Below are 18,601 nucleotides of genomic sequence, written 5' to 3'. Positions count from 1 at the left end.
TTAAATACTTGTCATACCTGTTACGCCTTATTATAAAGCCTCTTCAATATTTGGTATTCTGGACTATTAAGTTTATGATATAGCTAATGCCTTAGAAGGTTAATTGGCACATTTATTAGAATTTGAAGAGACCGAATATATGTCGAAAGATAAACTCGTTATTTTTGATACAACTTTGCGAGATGGTGAGCAAAGTCCTGGCGCGTCAATGGATAAAGAAGAAAAACTAGAAATCGCGCAACAATTAGAAAAAATGAAGGTAGATGTTATCGAAGCCGGCTTTGCAGTAGCTAGCCCAGGCGATTTTGATGCCGTTAAGCTAGTAGCGGATAACATTAAAGACAGTACCATTTGTTCATTATCTCGTGCAGTAGACAAAGATATTGAAGTGGCAGGTGAAGCGCTTAAAGGTGCTAATTCCGGTCGAATTCATACTTTTATCGCAACTTCTCCATTACACATGAAGCATAAGCTTCAAATGGAGCCGAGTGCCGTTATTGAACAAGCCGTGAAATCTGTGCGTTTGGCGCGCAATTTATGTGCAGATGTTGAGTTTTCATGTGAAGATGCCGGTCGCTCAGATTTAGACTTTATGTGCGAAATCGTAGAGAAGGTCATCGATGCAGGCGCTCGCACTATCAATATTCCGGACACGGTTGGTTATAACATGCCAGAGCAATACGCAAATACGATTCAGCAGTTAATCGAACGTATCCCGAACTCTGATAAAGCGATTTTCTCTGTACACTGTCATAACGACTTAGGCTTAGCTGTTGCAAACTCTTTGGCTGCGGTACAGAAAGGTGCGCGCCAGGTTGAGTGTACGATCAATGGCTTGGGTGAACGTGCCGGTAATGCAGCATTAGAGGAAATCATTATGGCAATTAAAACACGCCCAGATTTCTTTGATGTAGAGGTGGACATTGATACTCGTCATATCGTGCCGACTTCGCAGTTAGTCTCAAAAATCACAGGTTTTGCGGTACAACCGAACAAAGCGATTGTTGGTGATAATGCGTTCGCACATGAATCAGGCATTCACCAAGACGGCGTCTTAAAAAATCGTGAAACCTATGAGATCATGCGAGCTGAAGACGTTGGTTGGGCGAATAACCGTATGGTTCTAGGCAAGCATTCAGGCCGAAATGCTTTCAAAAGTCACCTCGCTGGATTAGGCATTCAGTTTGAGAACAGCGATGAGCTGAAAGAAGCGTTTGTAGCCTTCAAAAAGCTGGCTGATCAAAAGCACGACATTTTAGACGAAGATTTATTAAGCCTCATTAAGCGCTAATAACCGGTGTCTGAATCTATGTCACATTGGAATCGAGCCTATCTTGATGCATTAGAGGTACCTGTTTGGGTGCCTCTAAACGATCAGGCTGAAGAAAACGTAGAATCTCCACAGGTCGAGAAAGTTCAGACTCAGTCTAGAGACGACATAGTTAGTGCTGATACTGAACCATCTAAAGAAACAGTGGCACGCCCGGTTGAAGGCGACTATATCCGATACTTAAAAGGGGAGCCGAGCGCTGATTTTGTCTTTGTGATCCCTAAAGATGCCGTTCAAGACAGCTGCATTGCTTCATTGAGGCAATTAGAACTGGCTTGGAAAGCATGGTTAGATTTACCTTTTACAGCGGCACTAGCGCAACTTAGTGAGAACACTGAACATTCGCAAACGGTTGAAAGTTGCAGAGGCAAATTAATCATGTGTGGTGGTGGGCAGACACCTATAGAGCATCCAAGTATATCTGCACCAGCTTTAGATTCGTTGCAAGCCCATAAAAAAGATTGGTGGAGCTTGTTACAGCGATTACATTAATGGAGCTTCCGTCAAACATCCGTCCGCTTGAGGTGGTTGATCTCGAACAAGTGGTCGACATAGAGCAAAGAACTCATGAATATCCTTGGAAAAAGAGTATTCACTTAAGTTGTATTGAGCAGGAATACCCCAGTCTTGTTTTAGAGCAAAACTCCACCGTTATCGGTTATGTGGTTTTTAATTATTTATTTGATGAATGCCACCTTATGAACATCACCACAGCGCCGTCACATCAAGGCCAAGGCTTCGCCACTCAACTTATTAAATTAATGTATAAGCAGGCAAAACTTGCCGGCATGCAGAGTGTGTTACTTGAAGTGCGTGAGTCAAATCATCCAGCATTGTCTTTTTATATCAAAGAAGGGTTCGAAGAAATAGGTCGTCGACCAAACTATTACCCAAACAAGGAGGGTCGAGAAGCAGCCATTGTGATGCGACGAAGTTTATAATTCTCAAACTTCACCTCTATCGTTCTTAGCTGTTAAACTACGCAGTAATTTAGTCTTAACAGGTTCTAAGCATGCAGCAAAAGTTTAGTCAGTGGTTGGAAGCACAAGGGTACCAGTTCACCGATATCACGGCTTTGGTCATGGTCCTTGGCTTAATCCTCCTCATATCTGTAGCGATTCATTTTATCTTTCACCGAGTGGTGCTCCGCTTTTTAGATAAAATGGCGAAAAAGTCTCAAAAGCGCTGGCGTAAAGCGTTCTTTGAAAGAAAAATCTTTAGTCGCATAGCCATTGTAATTCAAGGTGTAATTATCTATATCCAAGCAGGACTTTGGCTCAAACCAGAATCAGGTGTTATGGAGTGGATCCAAACGATTTGTGTGCTTTGGGTGCTTCTATTTATTTTGCTTGCGGTATTTTCGCTACTTGATGCACTACTTGATATTTCTTCCGACGACTCACGCTTGAAAGGCTTGCCGCTTAGAGGTTTATTCCAAAGTGTAAAGTTAGTGGCTACGGTGGTGGTTATTATTCTTGCCGTGTCAGCGCTAGTTGGTAAGTCCCCCCTAATTATTTTAAGCGGTTTAGGTGCCATGACCGCTGTGGTTATGTTGGTCTTTAAAGATCCATTGCTCGGCTTAGTGGCGGGGATTCAACTGTCGGCGAATGATATGTTGGATGTTGGAGACTGGTTAGAGATGCCGTCCTATGGTGCTGATGGAGATGTTATTGAGATTGCTTTAACCACGGTTAAAGTGCGTAACTGGGATAAAACCATTACCACAATTCCAACTTATGCACTAATTTCTGACTCGTTCAAAAACTGGCGTGGCATGGAACAGTCCGGTGGCAGACGCATAAAACGCCAAGTGTTAATTGATGCCACAAGCGTTGAATTTTTATCGGATGATGATGTAGCGCGTCTTAAGAAAGCTCGTTTGTTGGAACCGTATTTAGAAGAGCGCCAAAAAGAAATAAGCCAATACAACGAAGAAAATCGATTTGACTTAAGTTCTCGAGCAAATGGTCGCCGATTAACAAATCTTGGCACTTTTAGGGCTTATTTGTTGAATTATCTTGAGAACCATAAAGATATTCGACAAGACATGACTTTGTTAGTCAGACAGGGGCAATCCTCTTCAAAAGGTATCCCAATAGAGGTTTATGCTTTTACGGCAACCACTCAATGGGTCGATTACGAAAATATACAGTCAGACATATTTGACCATATTTTCGCGGTTTTACCAGAGTTTGGATTGAGGCTTCATCAGTCGCCCACGGGCTATGACTTTTCGAAGTTAGCACCTGCACAAGAAAGTATGTTTAATGGTCGCGAAGGTCACGAAAAATAGCTTATAATGCCCGCTTTTGCGGGCTTACCGTCTGTAAAGCCAATTCAACGAATAATGTAACGAAGAGAGTAGCATGTCTAAATTGACGTCTGAAATTGAAAACCGTCGTACTTTTGCGATCATCTCGCATCCAGATGCGGGTAAAACGACCATCACTGAAAAGGTATTACTTTTTGGTAAGCAAATTCAGGAAGCGGGCGTTGTTAAAGGACGCAAAGGTAAGCACGCGACCTCTGATTGGATGGAGATGGAAAAGGAGCGTGGTATTTCGGTGACCACCTCAGTCATGCAATTTCCTTATGGCGGCAAGACTGTTAACTTGCTTGATACCCCTGGTCACGAAGATTTCTCGGAAGATACTTACCGCACATTAACCGCGGTCGACTCTGCGTTGATGGTGATTGATGGCGGTAAAGGTGTTGAGGCTCGTACCATTAAACTCATGGAAGTGTGCCGCTTGCGTGATACACCAATTTTGACCTTCATGAACAAAATGGACCGCGATATTCGTGATCCGATTGAACTGTTGGATGAAGTTGAAGATGTTCTAAAGATAAAATGCGCACCCATCTCATGGCCAATTGGCATGGGCAAAGAATTTAAAGGTGTGTATCACCTGCTTGAAGATAAAGTTTACTTGTATCAATCGGGACAGGGCCATAGGATTCAGGAAGAGCGAGTGATCGAAGGTATTGATAACCCTGAACTGGATGAGGCTATCGGTTCGCTAGCAGCAGACTTCCGCGATGAGCTTGAGTTAGTTAAAGGCGCAAGCCATGAGTTTGACTTGCAAGAGTTTTTGGATGGAAAGCTGTCACCAGTATTTTTTGGTACTGCTTTAGGTAACTTCGGTGTTGATCACATGTTGAGTGGTTTAGTTGAATGGGCGCCGTCGCCATTGCCGCGTGAAAGCGAGGATCGCGAAGTAAAAGCAACGGAAGATAAGTTCAGTGGCTTCGTATTTAAAATTCAGGCGAATATGGATCCGCTGCACCGCGACCGTATAGCCTTCGTCCGTATTTGTAGTGGCAAATATCAAAAAGGCATGAAAATGCGCCATGTTCGTTTAGGGCGCGATATGGCGATTAACAATGCTTTGACATTTTTAGCTGGGGACCGTGAGCATCTTGATGAAGCTTATGCCGGCGATATTATTGGACTTCACAATCACGGCACGATTCAGATTGGTGATACGTTTACCGAAGGAGAAGAGTTGAAATTCCGCGGTATTCCTAACTTTGCACCAGAGCTGTTCCGTCGCGTACGCCTGCGTGATCCACTGAAAAATAAAGCCTTATTAAAAGGTTTGGTTCAATTGTCTGAAGAGGGTGCCACTCAAGTCTTTAGGCCGCAAAATTCAAATGATTTGGTGTTAGGTGCCGTTGGTGTGTTGCAGTTTGATGTGGTCGCCGCCCGCTTGAAGAACGAGTATAAAGTTGAGTGTATTTATGATCAGGTCAGCATTGCGACAGCTCGTTGGGTGGTGTGTGATGATGATAAAAAGTTTGAAGAGTTCAAACGCAAGAATGCAGACAACCTTGCTTTGGATGGTGGTGATAACTGGAGTTATTTAGCGCCAACTATGGTAAATTTAAACTTGGCCATGGAGCGCTGGCCTGATATAAAGTTCTTAGAGACAAGGGAACACTAAAATTTAAAAAGGGCTGCAATGTTTAAAGCAAAAGTTAAAACACCGAATATTCGACTTTTTGATAGTCACTGTCATCTGGACTTCCCTGTTTTTGATACTGATCGCAACGCTATATTTGAGCAAATGAGAAAGGTGGGTATCGAAGGGGTTTTAATTCCAGGGGTAAAAAAGGAAAATTGGCGTTTTATACGTCAGCTTGGTGCTACTAAGTCTGGTGTTCATGTTGCTTTAGGATTGCACCCAATGTTTATTAAGGAACATAGGAAGGAGCATATTCATGATCTCGAACTTGCTTCTGAGTTAAAACCTTTAGCAGCCATTGGTGAAATCGGTTTGGACTTTTATGAAAAGCACCTTGATCGCAAAGTCCAAATTGCTTTATTTAAAGCACAGCTCGAAATCGCTAAATCTTGTAAATTACCCGTTATTTTGCACGTCAGAAAAGCGCATGAGGACGTGCTGCTTTATCTCAAAACTATGAGATTCCAAGAGGGTGGTATCGTTCACGCCTTTAACGGCAGTATGCAGCAAGCTGAACGCTATCGTGATTTAGGTTTTAAGTTGGGATTTGGTGGTGCTATGACTTACCCTAAAGCTGTTAAGCTAAGAGACCTCGCGGCCAACTTGCCTCTAACCGATATTGTTCTGGAAACGGATGCGCCAGATATGATTCCTGCTAATACAGACAAAAAACATAACAGCCCATTGTTGATATTCAACAACTTTAATACCCTTGTCGAGTTGCGTGAAGAAAGCGCTGAAGATATCGCACGTCAGACCACTCAAAACTCCCGTCAAATCTTGCGCGTAACCTAATGTACAAAGCCTGATTAATTCACGCTGTAGATAAATCTCAGTTGTTATTGATTGATTCTTAAGTTATAACATTGAAGCCTGTATTTTTTGCATAGCAATGTTTAACAGGTTTACATAATCAATTAAGAAAAAATAAATGGGGTAATCTATGGATAAAAGTAACTTTTTTCCGCCCGCTAAAAAACTATTAATTGCCAGTGCTGTATTCGCAGCGTTTGGTGTTAATGGTGCTGCAGTAGCGGCTGAAGAAGAGACAAGTGCAGAAGCTGAAAGCATTATTGTTACAGGCTCGCGCATTCGACAATCACAAGCTGAAGGAACTAACCCAGTTCAAGTATTAACGCGTGAAGATTTAGATCGCACAGGCTTGAAAACGGTAGGTGATATTTTACAGCGTTTACCAGCGGCAGGATCTGCGCTAAACACGCGCTTTAATAGCAGTGGTAACTTTGGTTTCCCACCAGACGGTGGTGGTATCGGTGCTGGAGCGGCTGAAGTTGCACTTCGACACTTAGACGCAAAAAGAACCTTAGTTCTTGTCGATGGCGTTCGTTGGGTTAACGGCTCATCAGCATCAGGTGTTTCAAACTCTGTCGATTTAAATACTATTCCGATCAGTATTGTTGAACGTATTGAGGTACTTGAAGATGGTGCTTCGTCTATTTACGGTTCAGATGCAATTGCTGGTGTTGTAAACGTTATTACGCGTAAGGACTTCGATGGTTTAGAGTTTAACGCTTATGGCGGTGCTTATGATGAAGGTGACGGTGAAACAGGTGAATTTGATATTGCCTTTGGTGCTATCGGCGACAAACACCGCGTATTTTTCAGCATCAGCCACTATGACCAGCAAAAGGTTGACTCTTTTGAGCGAGAGCTCTCAAGGTTTCCAACACCGGGAACAGGCTTAACTCGTGGTAGCTCTGGTACTCCTCAAGGTCGCTTCCTGTTCTTTGGACAAGACAACGACAATGATGGAAATCCTGATGTAGTAAACTTAACTATTAATGATGGCGTCACAGGTGTTCCAACTTATGACCCGAACAATCCTGGCGGTCCAAACGATGACTTCCATGTGTTCACTAATAATGATCGTTTTAATTTCGCTGCCTATAACTTATACGTAACACCAAGCCAAAGAACTTCAATATTTGGTCAGGCGGACTACCAAATTACGGATAATGTTAATTTTTACGCTAAGGCGCTCTATAACAACCGTAAGTCTGTTAACCAAGCAGCTCCAGAACCAATCTTTATTGGCCCAGACGCAGGTACAGGCGGTCTAGGCGATACAGTTATTGTTCATGAAAGCAACCCGTATAACCCATTCGGTATGACGCTGGATTCATCGAACTTCATTTTCGCTGGACGTCGTCCAATTGAAGGTGGTCCTCGAATCTTCCGTCAAAATGTTGATACCAGCTATATTGGTCTAGGTTTCAATGGTGACTTCACAGCGGGTGACAATGTTTTCTTCTGGGATGTGAATTACAGCCATGGTAAGAACTACGCGACTCAGATTAAGCGCGGTGGTTATAACATTCAGCGCATCAAAAATGCTCTAGGGCCGTTAGCCGACTGTCAAGCTATGGCAGGCTGTGTGCCGCTTAACTTGTTTGGTGGCCAGGGCGATGGTTCGGGTACTATTACCCAGGAAATGTTGGACTATATCCAATTCATCCAGAAAGATGCTAGTGAAAACGTCATCGATACTATTTCTGCCAATATTTCAGGCGATTTGTTTGAAATGCCTGCGGGTTATTTCTCGTTTGCAGCAGGTATTGAGTCACGTGAATATCGCGGCTTCTTTGAGCCGGATCCGATTGTAGTCGCGGGTGAAAGTAATGGTGTTCCATCTTCACCAACACGTGGTTCTTATGACGTTGATGAGTATTACGCGGAATTTAAAGTACCGTTATTGGCTGACGTTGCGGCAGCAGAAGAGTTAACGCTTTCATTAGCAGCTCGTAACTCTGATTACAGTACATTCGGTTCTGAAACAACGACAAAAGCTGGCCTTCTATGGCGTATAAACGAAGAGTTTATGCTTCGTGGCTCGGTTTCTGAAGGCTTCCGTGCACCAAGTATTGGTGAGCTGTACTCGTCAGGTTCTCGTTTTGATGCAACTTTAGGTGATCGCTGTAGCGATTACACGGGTACTCAATACGAAGCAAACTGTCAGGCGCTTGGTGTACCAGATACTTACACCCAGTTAAACAGCCAGATTTCTGTCACTACTGGCGGTAACGAAGATTTAGGCGCTGAAAAGTCAGACAGCCAAACTCTTGGTTTTGTTTATAGTCCACAGTGGGTTAATTCAGTTGACTGGATCAATACGTTAGATTTTAAAGGTACTTATTATAAGCATGAGATTGATGGCGCGGTTCAAGCTATCGATGCGCAAACTCAGCTTGATCTGTGTATCGAAACTCTAGATTCGTTGTATTGTGACGGTATTAGTCGTGCGTCTACCGGTGGTATCAATGGTTTCAACAACCGCTTAGTTAATATCGCGGGAATCGAAACGTCTGGTTACGACTTAGCAATCACCTACACTGCACCATCATCTGACTGGGGTATGTTCTCAGTAACTTGGTTTAATACTTTTGTTAGTGAGTATGTCGAAGAGTCGCTTGGTACCAAAGTTGACTTGGCGGGCATAGAGCGTAACGATTCTGGTATTCCTGAGTGGAAGTCGGTGCTAACTATGGGCCTAAACCAAGATGATTGGGGCTTAAGTTGGACGGTGCGTTACGTCGATAGCTTAACGGAAAGTTGTAGTGATTTCCTAGATGGCACACCAGATGGACTAGCTGAGCTTGGTTTATGTTCAGATCCTGACAACAGGTTAAACAAACTAGACTCACGTGTTTATAACGACCTGCAGTTTAGCTACTTCCCTGATGTCGATGATATGGAAATGGAGCTCAATGTTGGTGTGAATAACTTCTTAGATGAAGACCCACCAGCATGTTATAGCTGTTCATTGAACGGTTATGATCCATCAGTTTACGATCCGGAAGGTGTATTTGCTTACGCTTCAATTAAGGTGAAGTTTTAAGTAAATCGTAACGATGAATGAATGGGGCTTCGGCCCCATTTTTATTACAAAGTAGGGAATTCTTTTCAAGAGTTTACGAGTAAGTATTTGAAATTATAGAAATATGCTTTAATCTGATGGTAATAATCATAGGAAAAGTATTTTGATGACAAGCCCTTTATCAAACTTTCACATTCTTAAACTGCTACTCAAAGCAGACTGGATATCGGACGAACAGTTCGAAGCCGCAAAGATTCACTTAAGACAAGCTGATCCAAAGCTTCATCCGATTGAACAAGTGGCAGACTTATCGTTAACGCGACACGATCAGCGCCAAAAGATTATTGATGAAGAGGTTTTGACACGATTTTTAGCAGGCCTTTACAAACTCCCTTATTACCGCATCGATCCACTAAAAGTCCATGTTGATGATATTACAGAGGTCATGTCTTATGCCTATGCGCAGCGTCACAATATCCTCGCCGTAGAAGTGAACGATGATAGTGTTAAAGTAGCGGTGATGAATCCTAACGAACTGTCTTGGAAAGAAAGCCTTGGGCAGGTCGTTAGTCGGGAGATAATTCCAGTTTTCGCAAATCCAGCCTCAATTAAGCGCTATCAACGTGAGTTTTATCAACTTTCTGCATCAGTTGCGGGAGCAAAGAACACTAATCATAAAGGTGAAAGTAGTGTTACCAACCTTGAGCAATTAATTGAGCTAAAAGGTGGTGAGGAAGCTGATGCTAACGATAAGCATATCGTTCAAATTGTTGACTGGTTATTGCAGTATGCTTTTAAGGAGCGTGCAAGCGATATCCACATTGAGCCGCGCCGTGAAATTGGGAAAATACGTTTTAGAATAGATGGCGTATTACACAATGTTTACGAATTACCGATTGCTATTACTCAAGCGGTTATATCGCGTCTTAAGATCCTTGGGCGAATGGATCTAGCAGAGCGACGTAAGCCACTTGATGGGCGTGTCAAAACGCGAGCTCCGAATGGTCAAGAAATTGAGTTGCGTTTATCGACGCTGCCAACTGCCTTTGGTGAAAAGTTTGTAGGACGTATTTTTGATCCAACGGTTTTGAAAAGAGACTTTACTGAGCTTGGCTTAGAGCCTGAAACGGAGCGTGTTTGGCGCGATTTAATTGGGCAGTCTACAGGGATTGTTTTGCTGACAGGACCTACAGGTTCGGGTAAAACCACAACCTTATACACCTCATTGAAATTACTCGCCACGCCGGAAGTGAACATCTGTACCATCGAAGATCCAATTGAGATGGTAGATCCTAAATTGAATCAAATGCAGGTTCACCATGATATTGACCTCGATTTTGCCGCAGGCGTAAAAGCTTTATTACGACAAGATCCAGATATCATTATGATTGGTGAGATTCGTGACCAGGAAACGGCTCAAATGGCTGTACAGGCGGCTTTAACGGGACATTTGGTGATATCAACTCTACACACCAATGATGCGCCTTCGGCAATGACACGACTGATAGAAGTGGGTGTGGAGCCTTATCTGCTGAATGCAACGATGCTAGGCGTTATGGCGCAGCGGTTGGTTAGAACCTTATGTGCCTTTTGTAAGCGCAAAACAGAGGTTAACGCTGAGGCTTGGCAAACTTTGGTTGGCGATAATCTAAATGGAGAGCTGGATATGCCAGAATATATTTATGAACCAGTTGGCTGTGATGAATGTCGTCACACAGGCTATCAGGGGCGCCAAGGTATTTACGAATTAATGCGCGTTACTGATGAACTTAAGAATTTGGTCCACGATGATGCCTCGATAAAGTCAATGCGCAAACAGGCTCAGGCGCAGGGTATGAATTTGTTGCGAGTCAGTGGAGCCTATAAAGTAGCGCAAGGCATAACCACCATCGAGGAAGTACTACGAGTGTCACCTAGAGATAACAACTAAGCGACTTACTAAGGGTGAATCAATAAAAAAGGCCATGGTTTCACGGCCTTTTTGTCTATTGTTCGTCATCAATATCTACATCGCCCTGTTGCTCAATGGCTTCTTCAATTATTTCTTCAGCCGGCTCGATGTCTTCCTCCTCTAAGGATTCCTCGATCAACTCATTACTACCTGGTTTGGGGTCCTCCACTTTTTTTAGAACTTGGTAATAACGTCGAATATTGTTGACGTATTTTACTGGCTCGTCGCCTCTGGCATAACCGTAACGGGTCTTTGAGTACCACTTCTTTTGGCGGAGTAGCGGCAAGAACTTCTTCACAACTAACCATTTATCCGGATTTTCGCCAGCCTGCTCAGCGAGCCTACGAGCATCTTCTAAGTGTCCAAAGCCGACGTTGTAACCGGCTAGCGCAAACCAAGTTCTATCCGGATCACCAATACGCTCAGGAATTTTAGACTTCATTAACCTAAAGTATTCAGCTCCCCCCATAATGCTTTGCTCGGGGTCTAAGCGATTTTTAATGCCCAATTGTTTAGAGGTATCGCGAGTGAGCATCATTAGCCCTCGGACACCTGTTGGCGAGCGTGCATCAGCTTCCCAGTGTGATTCTTGATAGCCCATGGCTGCTAAGAAACGCCAATCTAAGTCGTCACCGGCCGCTTCGTAAAAGTAGGGCTTAAATTCTGGCAACTTGCTTTCGATAGCACGATGGAAAGCGCGGCTCCCCACATAGTCAAACTTCGATAAGTGGCCATAGTAGCGTTCAATAAGGTAGGAGAGGGTGCCATCGTCACGAATCTTACCGAAGAACTCTATTACTTTGATAAATAAGCTATTATCGCTATTTTTATTAAATACCCATGCGAGCTCTTCAGGCTCAGAAACGCTAAAAGCGACCGCCAGTTCAGGTTGAACTTGGCGCATTAAATCCAACTCATTGGAATCAACTATGGTGTATTTGATCTCTCCTGAAAGAATCATGTCTAAAAGATCCTGAGAGGTTAGATCGGAGCGTTCGGTCCAGCTTAATTCTGGGTAGTCTTTTTGAATTTCAAACAGATCTTCCGAGTGTGAGCTGTTTGCGATAACCGTTAGCTGCTCATCTACCTGGGAAAAGTCGCGAGGTCGAGGCGTGCCTTTTAAGTAAACAAGCTTACTGGTAATGCTTTGGTAAGGCGGGCCAAAGCGGAAACGTTCTTGTCGCTGGCTAGTGACCGTAAGGCCTGCAGCCACAAAGTCGACTGTGCCGTTCTCAACTTCGTTAAGGATCTTAGCAATATCATTATGGGTCACGATCTCTAATCGTACGCCTAAGTCTTCAGCAAAAAGCTTGACCAGCTCATACTCAAAACCCGAAAAGCCCTTTTCGCCAACCGACATGGTGGTTGGTGAGATACGACTATAGACTTTTATGTACCCCTGCTCTTTGATGCGTTCTAGCTGGGTCTTTTGCTGGTAGTCACAAGAGGTGAGACCACCGGTAAAGAGTAATACTAACGCCAGTATTCCAAGTTTTTTGTAGAAGCTTATTATCATGGATGGTAATAACTTGATGATTAACTACAGGCATTATGAAGGTAAATGCTAAAAAAGTGCAAATTTAAGCGTTTAAATCCGCTCAATGACTTATCAAAAAGTCCTAGATGGAGTAAAATTTGCGCACTAATGGTATTCATCCCCTCACACAGTTTAGACAAGCCGAGAAGTTTATGCTCATACTACGCGGAAATCCTGCCTATTCACAGTTCCAAAAACAACGTCTTTTAGAAGAAGCTAGCGCTATTGAACCTTGCATTGCTGAGGTCTATGGCGAATTTGTACACTATGTTCATGTTAGTGCCGAGCTTAGCGAAGACGAGCTTCAAGTCTTAGATCGTTTATTAGAATATGGCCCAGACCGTACTGCGAGCGAGCATACGGGGCTGCGCATGATTGTGGTGCCACGCCCTGGAACTATCTCGCCTTGGTCATCTAAAGCGACCAACATTGCCCATAACTGTGGTTTAGACAAGGTTATCCGAATTGAGCGAGGTGTCGCGGTTTACTTTAACAACCCTGATGGTGAGCCATTAAGCGTTGAAGTTGCTGAGCGCTGCAAACCACTTATTCATGATCGCATGACCCAGGTGGTGCTAACCGAGCATGAAGAAGCCGAGCAGTTATTTGTTCAGGAAAGCCCGAAGCCATACGCCACTGTTGATATTCTGAACGGCGGTCGTAGAGCCTTAGAAGTTGCCAACGTCGAAATTGGCTTGGCGCTAGCAGAAGATGAGATCGACTACTTAGTCGATAGTTTCAAGCAGCTTGGCCGAAATCCAGTGGATGTCGAGTTGATGATGTTTGCTCAGGCTAACTCTGAGCACTGTCGACATAAAATATTCAATGCTTCTTGGACCATTGACGGTGTCGAAAAAGACCTGTCATTGTTTAAGATGATTAAAAACACCTACGCTGTGAACTCTGAAGGCGTTTTGTCGGCGTATAAAGATAACGCAGCGGTTTTCGAAGGTTTTAGCGCACATCGCTTCTTCTCGAATGCTGAAACGAATGAATACGAGTATCACTTAGAGCCAGTTCATGTTCTGTGTAAAGTCGAAACGCACAACCACCCAACTTGTATCTCGCCTTATCCAGGCGCGTCTACCGGTTCTGGTGGTGAAATTCGTGATGAAGGCGCTACCGGTATTGGTGGTAAGCCAAAAGTCGGCTTAACTGGTTTTACGGTGTCTAACTTACGCGTTCCAGGTTATGAGCAACCTTGGGAAACAGATTTTGGTAAGCCTGATCGAATCGTAACTGCGTTAGACATAATGTTAGAAGGTCCGATTGGTGGCGCCAGCTTTAATAACGAATTTGGCCGTCCGGCGGTCAATGGTTATTTCCGTACCTTCGAAGAAAAATTCACCTTTGAGTATGGCGAAGAAGTTCGTGGTTACCATAAGCCAATCATGATTGCTGGTGGTATGGGTAATATTCGCGAGCAACACGTCGAGAAAAAAGAAATTAAGCCAGGCTACAAAGTTGTTGTCCTTGGTGGCCCAGCCATGTTGATTGGTTTAGGTGGCGGCGCTGCCTCATCAATGGCCACAGGTTCGAGCCAAGAAGACCTAGATTTTGCTTCGGTGCAACGTGATAACCCAGAAATGGAGCGTCGCTGTCAGGAAGTCATCGACCGCTGCTGGGCAATGGGCGAGCAAAACCCAATCGCCTTTATCCACGATGTGGGTGCTGGTGGTTTGTCAAACGCTATACCTGAGCTGGTTCACGATGGTGAGCGTGGCGGTAAGTTTGAATTACGCCGTATTCCAAATGCCGAGAAAGGTATGGCGCCAGTAGAAATCTGGTGTAACGAAGCGCAAGAGCGTTACGTATTAGCCGTTTCTCCTGCTGACGTTGAGAAGTTTGAAGCAATTTGTGAGCGGGAGCGTTGTCCGTTTGCTGTAGTTGGCGAGGCGACTGAAGAGTTACACCTTGAGCTAAACGACGAGCATTTCGGTAACAAGCCTGTGGACTTGCCGATGGACGTATTATTCGGTAAAGCGCCGAAAATGCACCGCGAAGCAAAAACTTTATCAAAGCCTTCGACTGAGTTACCGAAAGTTGATGATATCAACGAAGCGGTCGATCGTATCCTAGCCTTACCTGCGGTAGCGGATAAGTCGTTCCTAATCACCATAGGCGATAGAACGGTTGGTGGTATGGTCTCGCGTGATCAGATGGTCGGCCCGTGGCAGGTTCCTGTGGCAGACTGTGCTGTAACGACTTCGACGCATAACAGCTACACTGGCGAAGCGATGGCGATGGGTGAGCGTACGCCAGCAGCATTGCTCGATAGCGCTGCTTCAGCACGTATGGCAGTTGGCGAGGCTGTAACTAACATCGCAGCAGCAAAAATTGATGATATTAAAAAGATTCGTTTATCTGCAAACTGGATGGCGGCTGCGGGAGCTCCAGGCGAAGACGCGAATCTTTATGAAGCAGTCCAAGCCGTTGGTATGGAGCTTTGCCCAGAGCTTGGAATTACGATTCCAGTAGGTAAAGACTCGATGTCGATGAAAACGGTTTGGGAAGAAAACGGACAGAAGAAAAGCGTTACCTCGCCGTTATCACTAATCATTACAGCCTTTGCGCCAGTAACTGACGTGCGCAAAAGTTTAACGCCACAGTTAAGAACAGACATTGGCGAGACTGAATTACTATTAATCGATTTAGGTCGCGGTAAAAATCGTCTTGGCGCAACAGCCTTCACTCAGGTCTATAAGTTGTTAGGCACAGAGCCAGCTAACGTAGATTCGAGCGATGACCTGCGCAACTTCTTTAATGTGGTGCAGGACTTGAATCAAGCGGGTCTAGTAAGCGCATATCACGATCGCTCAGACGGTGGCTTATTAACAACTTTAGTTGAGATGGGCTTTGCCGGAAACTGTGGCGTTAGTGTCGACTTGTCGAACTTGAATGGAACTGCCGAAGAGGTTCTATTTAACGAAGAGCTAGGTGCGGTACTACAGGTTCCAGCTTCTAAGCGTGATGATGTTGAAAGATTATTGAAAGAGCATAATGTTGAAGCGTTCAGCCACTATATCGGCGTGCCAGCTGAAACCAAAACCTTTAGCGTGACGAAAGACGGTGAAGACGTCCTATCGCGTGAGATGAAAGACTTGCGAGCGATTTGGTCTGAGCTAACTTTCCATATGCAAAAACTTCGTGACAACCCACGTTGTGCAGAAGAAGAGTATCAAACCAAGCTTGATCTCGATAACCCAGGTTTAAACCCTGTGTTAACTTTTGATATCAACGAGAATATCGCAACACCAATGATTAATAGCTGTGTTCGCCCTCGTGTAGCTATTCTGCGTGAGCAAGGCGTGAACAGCCATCTTGAAATGGCGGCGGCTTTCACTAAAGCGGGCTTCGAGTGTATCGACGTCCACATGAGCGATATCCTAAGTGGTCGCGTAACGCTAAGAGACTTTATCGGTGCGGTCGCCTGTGGTGGCTTCTCGTACGGTGACGTATTAGGCGCTGGTGAAGGTTGGGCAAAATCGATTCTGTTCAACAGCCGTGCTCGTGACGAGTTCGAAGCCTTCTTCAAGCGCGAAGATACTTTCAGCTTAGGTATTTGTAACGGCTGTCAGATGATGTCGAACCTAAAAGAGCTGATCCCAGGTGCTGATCACTGGCCACACTTCGTGAAAAACGAATCGGCTCAATTTGAAGCACGTTTCGCCATGGTCGAAGTAGCAAAATCACCATCACTATTTATGCAAGGCATGGAAGGCTCGCGCCTACCAATCGCCGTATCGCATGGTGAAGGTCGCGCCCAGTTCGCATCAGCAGACGCCGCGCAACAAGTAAACGCCTCAGGCTTGATTACAGCGCGCTACGTTAACAACTACGGCGATATTGCAGATACTTACCCCGCTAACCCGAACGGCTCACCACACGGTATTACAGGCCTCACCACAACTGACGGTCGTGTAACCATCATGATGCCACACCCAGAGCGTGTCGCTCGCACGGTGCAGAATTCATGGAGACCGGATGAGTGGAGAGAAGATGGGGCTTGGCAGCGTATGTTCTACAATGCCCGCCGTTCGATTGGTTAGTTTTAATTGTCATCCCGCGGCTTGACCGCGGGATCCAGTATCTATAGTTAACGTTCTATTTCGCTTTTTCAGCGAGTTACTCTTTCTTAACGCCTAAGAAAAAGTAACCAAAAAGAAGTGCGCCCGGACATTGAGGTTATTCTTCGAATAACTTCCTTCGCAATACCCAAATCACTTAACGCATCATGAAATACAGTCCGTCCTTGGCCTGAATTTCATTATTCAAAACGTCCTGTTTTGAGTTGCTATGATTTGTCTATTACTTAGCTCAATGTAAGGGGGAAGCCTCGAAATCACTAACGTTCTTTCGAGGCTACACTTGCTTAACCTGTATTATTTAACTTTTTTATACCATTTATAAATGAACTAACATCGTTGCCATAAGGTAATTTTACTAAATGATCAGTCGTACTTGTTGGATCTGATATCCAGTCCACAAACTCCTGACAACCAGCTATGACATCAGTTATGTCACTCCTCCTAAAATTTAACTCAATAGTGTTTGCAATGAAAGTGGATAGATCTGCATGTGCTAGAACCTTATTTCTCCAGTTTTTTATACCAGACACTACATAAAAGTCATGGATTTCATCGTATAAAGCTTGTAGTAAGTTAGACTCAGTTATTTCAATAAACCTTTTAAATGAAAGATTTTCTTTGCCACATGATTTAGGAGGGTCCATTAAAGTGGAAAATTTTAAACAAATTCTCTCGATATAAGCTCTTTCTATTCTAGAAAAAATTAATACGTTAAACTTATTAAGCTCAGCTAAGTTTTCTTTGTTATCAAAAAGTTCCACGTAAATTGTAAGATCAGTACATAACTCGGCTAGAAAGCTTTTTAAAGCAACTACTTCTTCTTTATTTAATGAACTTACATCAAAGTCTATCTTATTCATAGGATCCAGCTTTCTTAAGCTGGGGTTTCTTTTTAAAAACTCTTGCAGAGTAGAAGTTCTCGCCTTTTTCAATTACCGCTCCTTGTGTAGATAGTAGATAGGTTGGGTGTGAATATTTAAATATTCTATTCTCAGATAAGTCCGTCTATAAGTGACCCTTAAAGAAATTATTGCTGGCTTGCTCCAATTACCCCTTAAAGCTAGTCGAGTAAGGAAAAGTTATAGCGTAAATTGGGCATGGATAGACCAATTTAATCAAAACGAATAGGTGACTGCAAGGAATCCCCGAAGGGGAATGTCGAGTTTGATGGCGCGTGAGTAACTTTGTTGAGCGAGGGGAGTGCGTAGCACCTAGCGTCTGGGGTGCCTTTTCTTTTGGTTCGTTTTCTTTGCCCCGAAGGGATTCCCTGTGGTCAGGCGCAAAGAAAATGAACAATCAAAATCATACCCGCGCCATTAAACTCGCGACTAAAGCAGTCAATAACACGGCTAAAATAACCTGTACGATGGCGATTAGTACACCTTTGATAAAGCTTGTGCCCAGCACGAGCATGTAGGCGATAGCGACGACGGGGACTGTGACTAGCCAGCCGTAGGTGTTGTCTAAGTTTGGAAAGAAGTGTTCGACGCCATATTGGAAGAGGGCGGAGACGATAAGGGCGAACAGGCAGTTGAAGAATCCTGTGTTTTTGGCGCCGATAAACTGCGCGGCGAACTTGAGTGGTAGAACAAGCAGTAGAACGACAATAATTAAACTGATTAATGCTTCCATGTAATTATCCTTTCTATGTAGTGTTAAAAGTTACCTATTAACTCGTACGTTTTTTAGAGGTAAGTAGGTTATAAACCACCATACCGATAAAGAAAAAGCCGAAAAAGACGCCGATATCCGTTAGAAATTTTCCTAGGTTAAATGGGTCTTTGAATAGGCTGTAGTTAAAGTCTATTAAATAAAACAATACCCTTGAGCCGACAAAAGCAATGATGAATGCTGTGAAGGTTAGGGCTATTGGTGGTTTGTATTTTTTACTCATG

12 protein-coding genes and 1 pseudogene are annotated in these 18,601 nt (G+C 44.0%); 9 read left to right on the top strand and 4 right to left on the bottom strand.

The window, feature by feature from the left end; all coding sequences use genetic code 11:
• Positions 1-139: 139 nt before the first annotated feature.
• From ABD128_RS03970 to tfpB, 8 genes and pseudogenes are all read left to right on the top strand, one after another.
• Positions 140-1,282: pseudogene (locus ABD128_RS03970) on the top strand (2-isopropylmalate synthase); the annotation flags it as partial.
• Between the two features lie 27 nt (positions 1,283-1,309).
• A complete protein-coding gene (locus ABD128_RS03965) occupies positions 1,310-1,822 on the top strand; it encodes a hypothetical protein (protein ID WP_343986881.1) in 513 nt (170 codons plus the stop codon).
• On the top strand, positions 1,822-2,271 hold the full coding sequence (rimI, locus tag ABD128_RS03960) for a ribosomal protein S18-alanine N-acetyltransferase (protein ID WP_343986878.1): 450 nt from the start codon (positions 1,822-1,824) through the stop codon (positions 2,269-2,271). The genes ABD128_RS03965 and rimI overlap by 1 nt, the downstream gene beginning before the upstream one ends.
• 71 nt (positions 2,272-2,342) lie before the next feature.
• Positions 2,343-3,623, top strand: coding sequence for a mechanosensitive ion channel family protein (locus tag ABD128_RS03955; protein ID WP_343986875.1), 1,281 nt, complete (start codon positions 2,343-2,345; stop codon positions 3,621-3,623).
• A 73-nt stretch (positions 3,624-3,696) separates the two neighbouring features.
• Positions 3,697-5,274, top strand: coding sequence for a peptide chain release factor 3 (gene prfC / locus ABD128_RS03950; protein WP_343986872.1), 1,578 nt, complete (start codon positions 3,697-3,699; stop codon positions 5,272-5,274).
• Positions 5,275-5,292: 18 nt separating this feature from the next.
• Entirely contained in the window at positions 5,293-6,090 is a 798-nt protein-coding gene (locus ABD128_RS03945) for a TatD family hydrolase (RefSeq protein WP_343986869.1), read from the top strand.
• A 148-nt stretch (positions 6,091-6,238) separates the two neighbouring features.
• Positions 6,239-9,151, top strand: a complete 2,913-nt coding sequence (locus ABD128_RS03940; protein ID WP_343986866.1) for a TonB-dependent receptor domain-containing protein — start codon at positions 6,239-6,241, stop codon at positions 9,149-9,151.
• A gap of 145 nt (positions 9,152-9,296) precedes the next feature.
• On the top strand, positions 9,297-11,060 hold the full coding sequence (tfpB, locus tag ABD128_RS03935) for a type IV pilus assembly ATPase TfpB (protein ID WP_343986862.1): 1,764 nt from the start codon (positions 9,297-9,299) through the stop codon (positions 11,058-11,060).
• A 55-nt stretch (positions 11,061-11,115) separates the two neighbouring features.
• On the opposite strand, the gene mltF is transcribed toward tfpB, so the two are convergent.
• On the bottom strand, positions 11,116-12,597 hold the full coding sequence (mltF, locus tag ABD128_RS03930) for a membrane-bound lytic murein transglycosylase MltF (RefSeq protein ID WP_343986859.1): 1,482 nt from the start codon (positions 12,595-12,597) through the stop codon (positions 11,116-11,118).
• Between the two features lie 173 nt (positions 12,598-12,770).
• On the opposite strand from mltF, the gene purL reads away from it, so the two are divergent.
• The gene (gene purL / locus ABD128_RS03925) at positions 12,771-16,667 is read left to right on the top strand and encodes a phosphoribosylformylglycinamidine synthase (protein ID WP_343986856.1); all 3,897 of its coding nucleotides are present in this window, start codon (positions 12,771-12,773) and stop codon (positions 16,665-16,667) included.
• 323 nt (positions 16,668-16,990) lie between these two features.
• Here the strand turns inward: purL and ABD128_RS03920 are convergent, their stop codons facing one another.
• The 3 genes from ABD128_RS03920 to ABD128_RS03910 form a co-directional block, all read right to left on the bottom strand.
• Positions 16,991-17,638 carry an AbiU2 domain-containing protein gene (locus ABD128_RS03920; protein WP_343986853.1) on the bottom strand — a complete coding sequence of 216 codons (648 nt, stop codon included), beginning with the start codon at positions 17,636-17,638 and terminating at the stop codon, positions 16,991-16,993.
• A 370-nt stretch (positions 17,639-18,008) separates the two neighbouring features.
• Positions 18,009-18,338, bottom strand: a complete 330-nt coding sequence (locus ABD128_RS03915; RefSeq protein WP_343986850.1) for a hypothetical protein — start codon at positions 18,336-18,338, stop codon at positions 18,009-18,011.
• Between the two features lie 37 nt (positions 18,339-18,375).
• Complete coding sequence (locus ABD128_RS03910; RefSeq protein ID WP_343986847.1) at positions 18,376-18,600, bottom strand: hypothetical protein; 225 nt, start codon at positions 18,598-18,600, stop codon at positions 18,376-18,378.
• Position 18,601: the final 1 nt, after the last annotated feature.

It is taken from the genome of Kangiella japonica, from assembly GCF_039523535.1.
Classification (GTDB): domain Bacteria; phylum Pseudomonadota; class Gammaproteobacteria; order Enterobacterales; family Kangiellaceae; genus Kangiella; species Kangiella japonica.
This window is presented reverse-complemented; position numbering and strand designations above follow the sequence as displayed.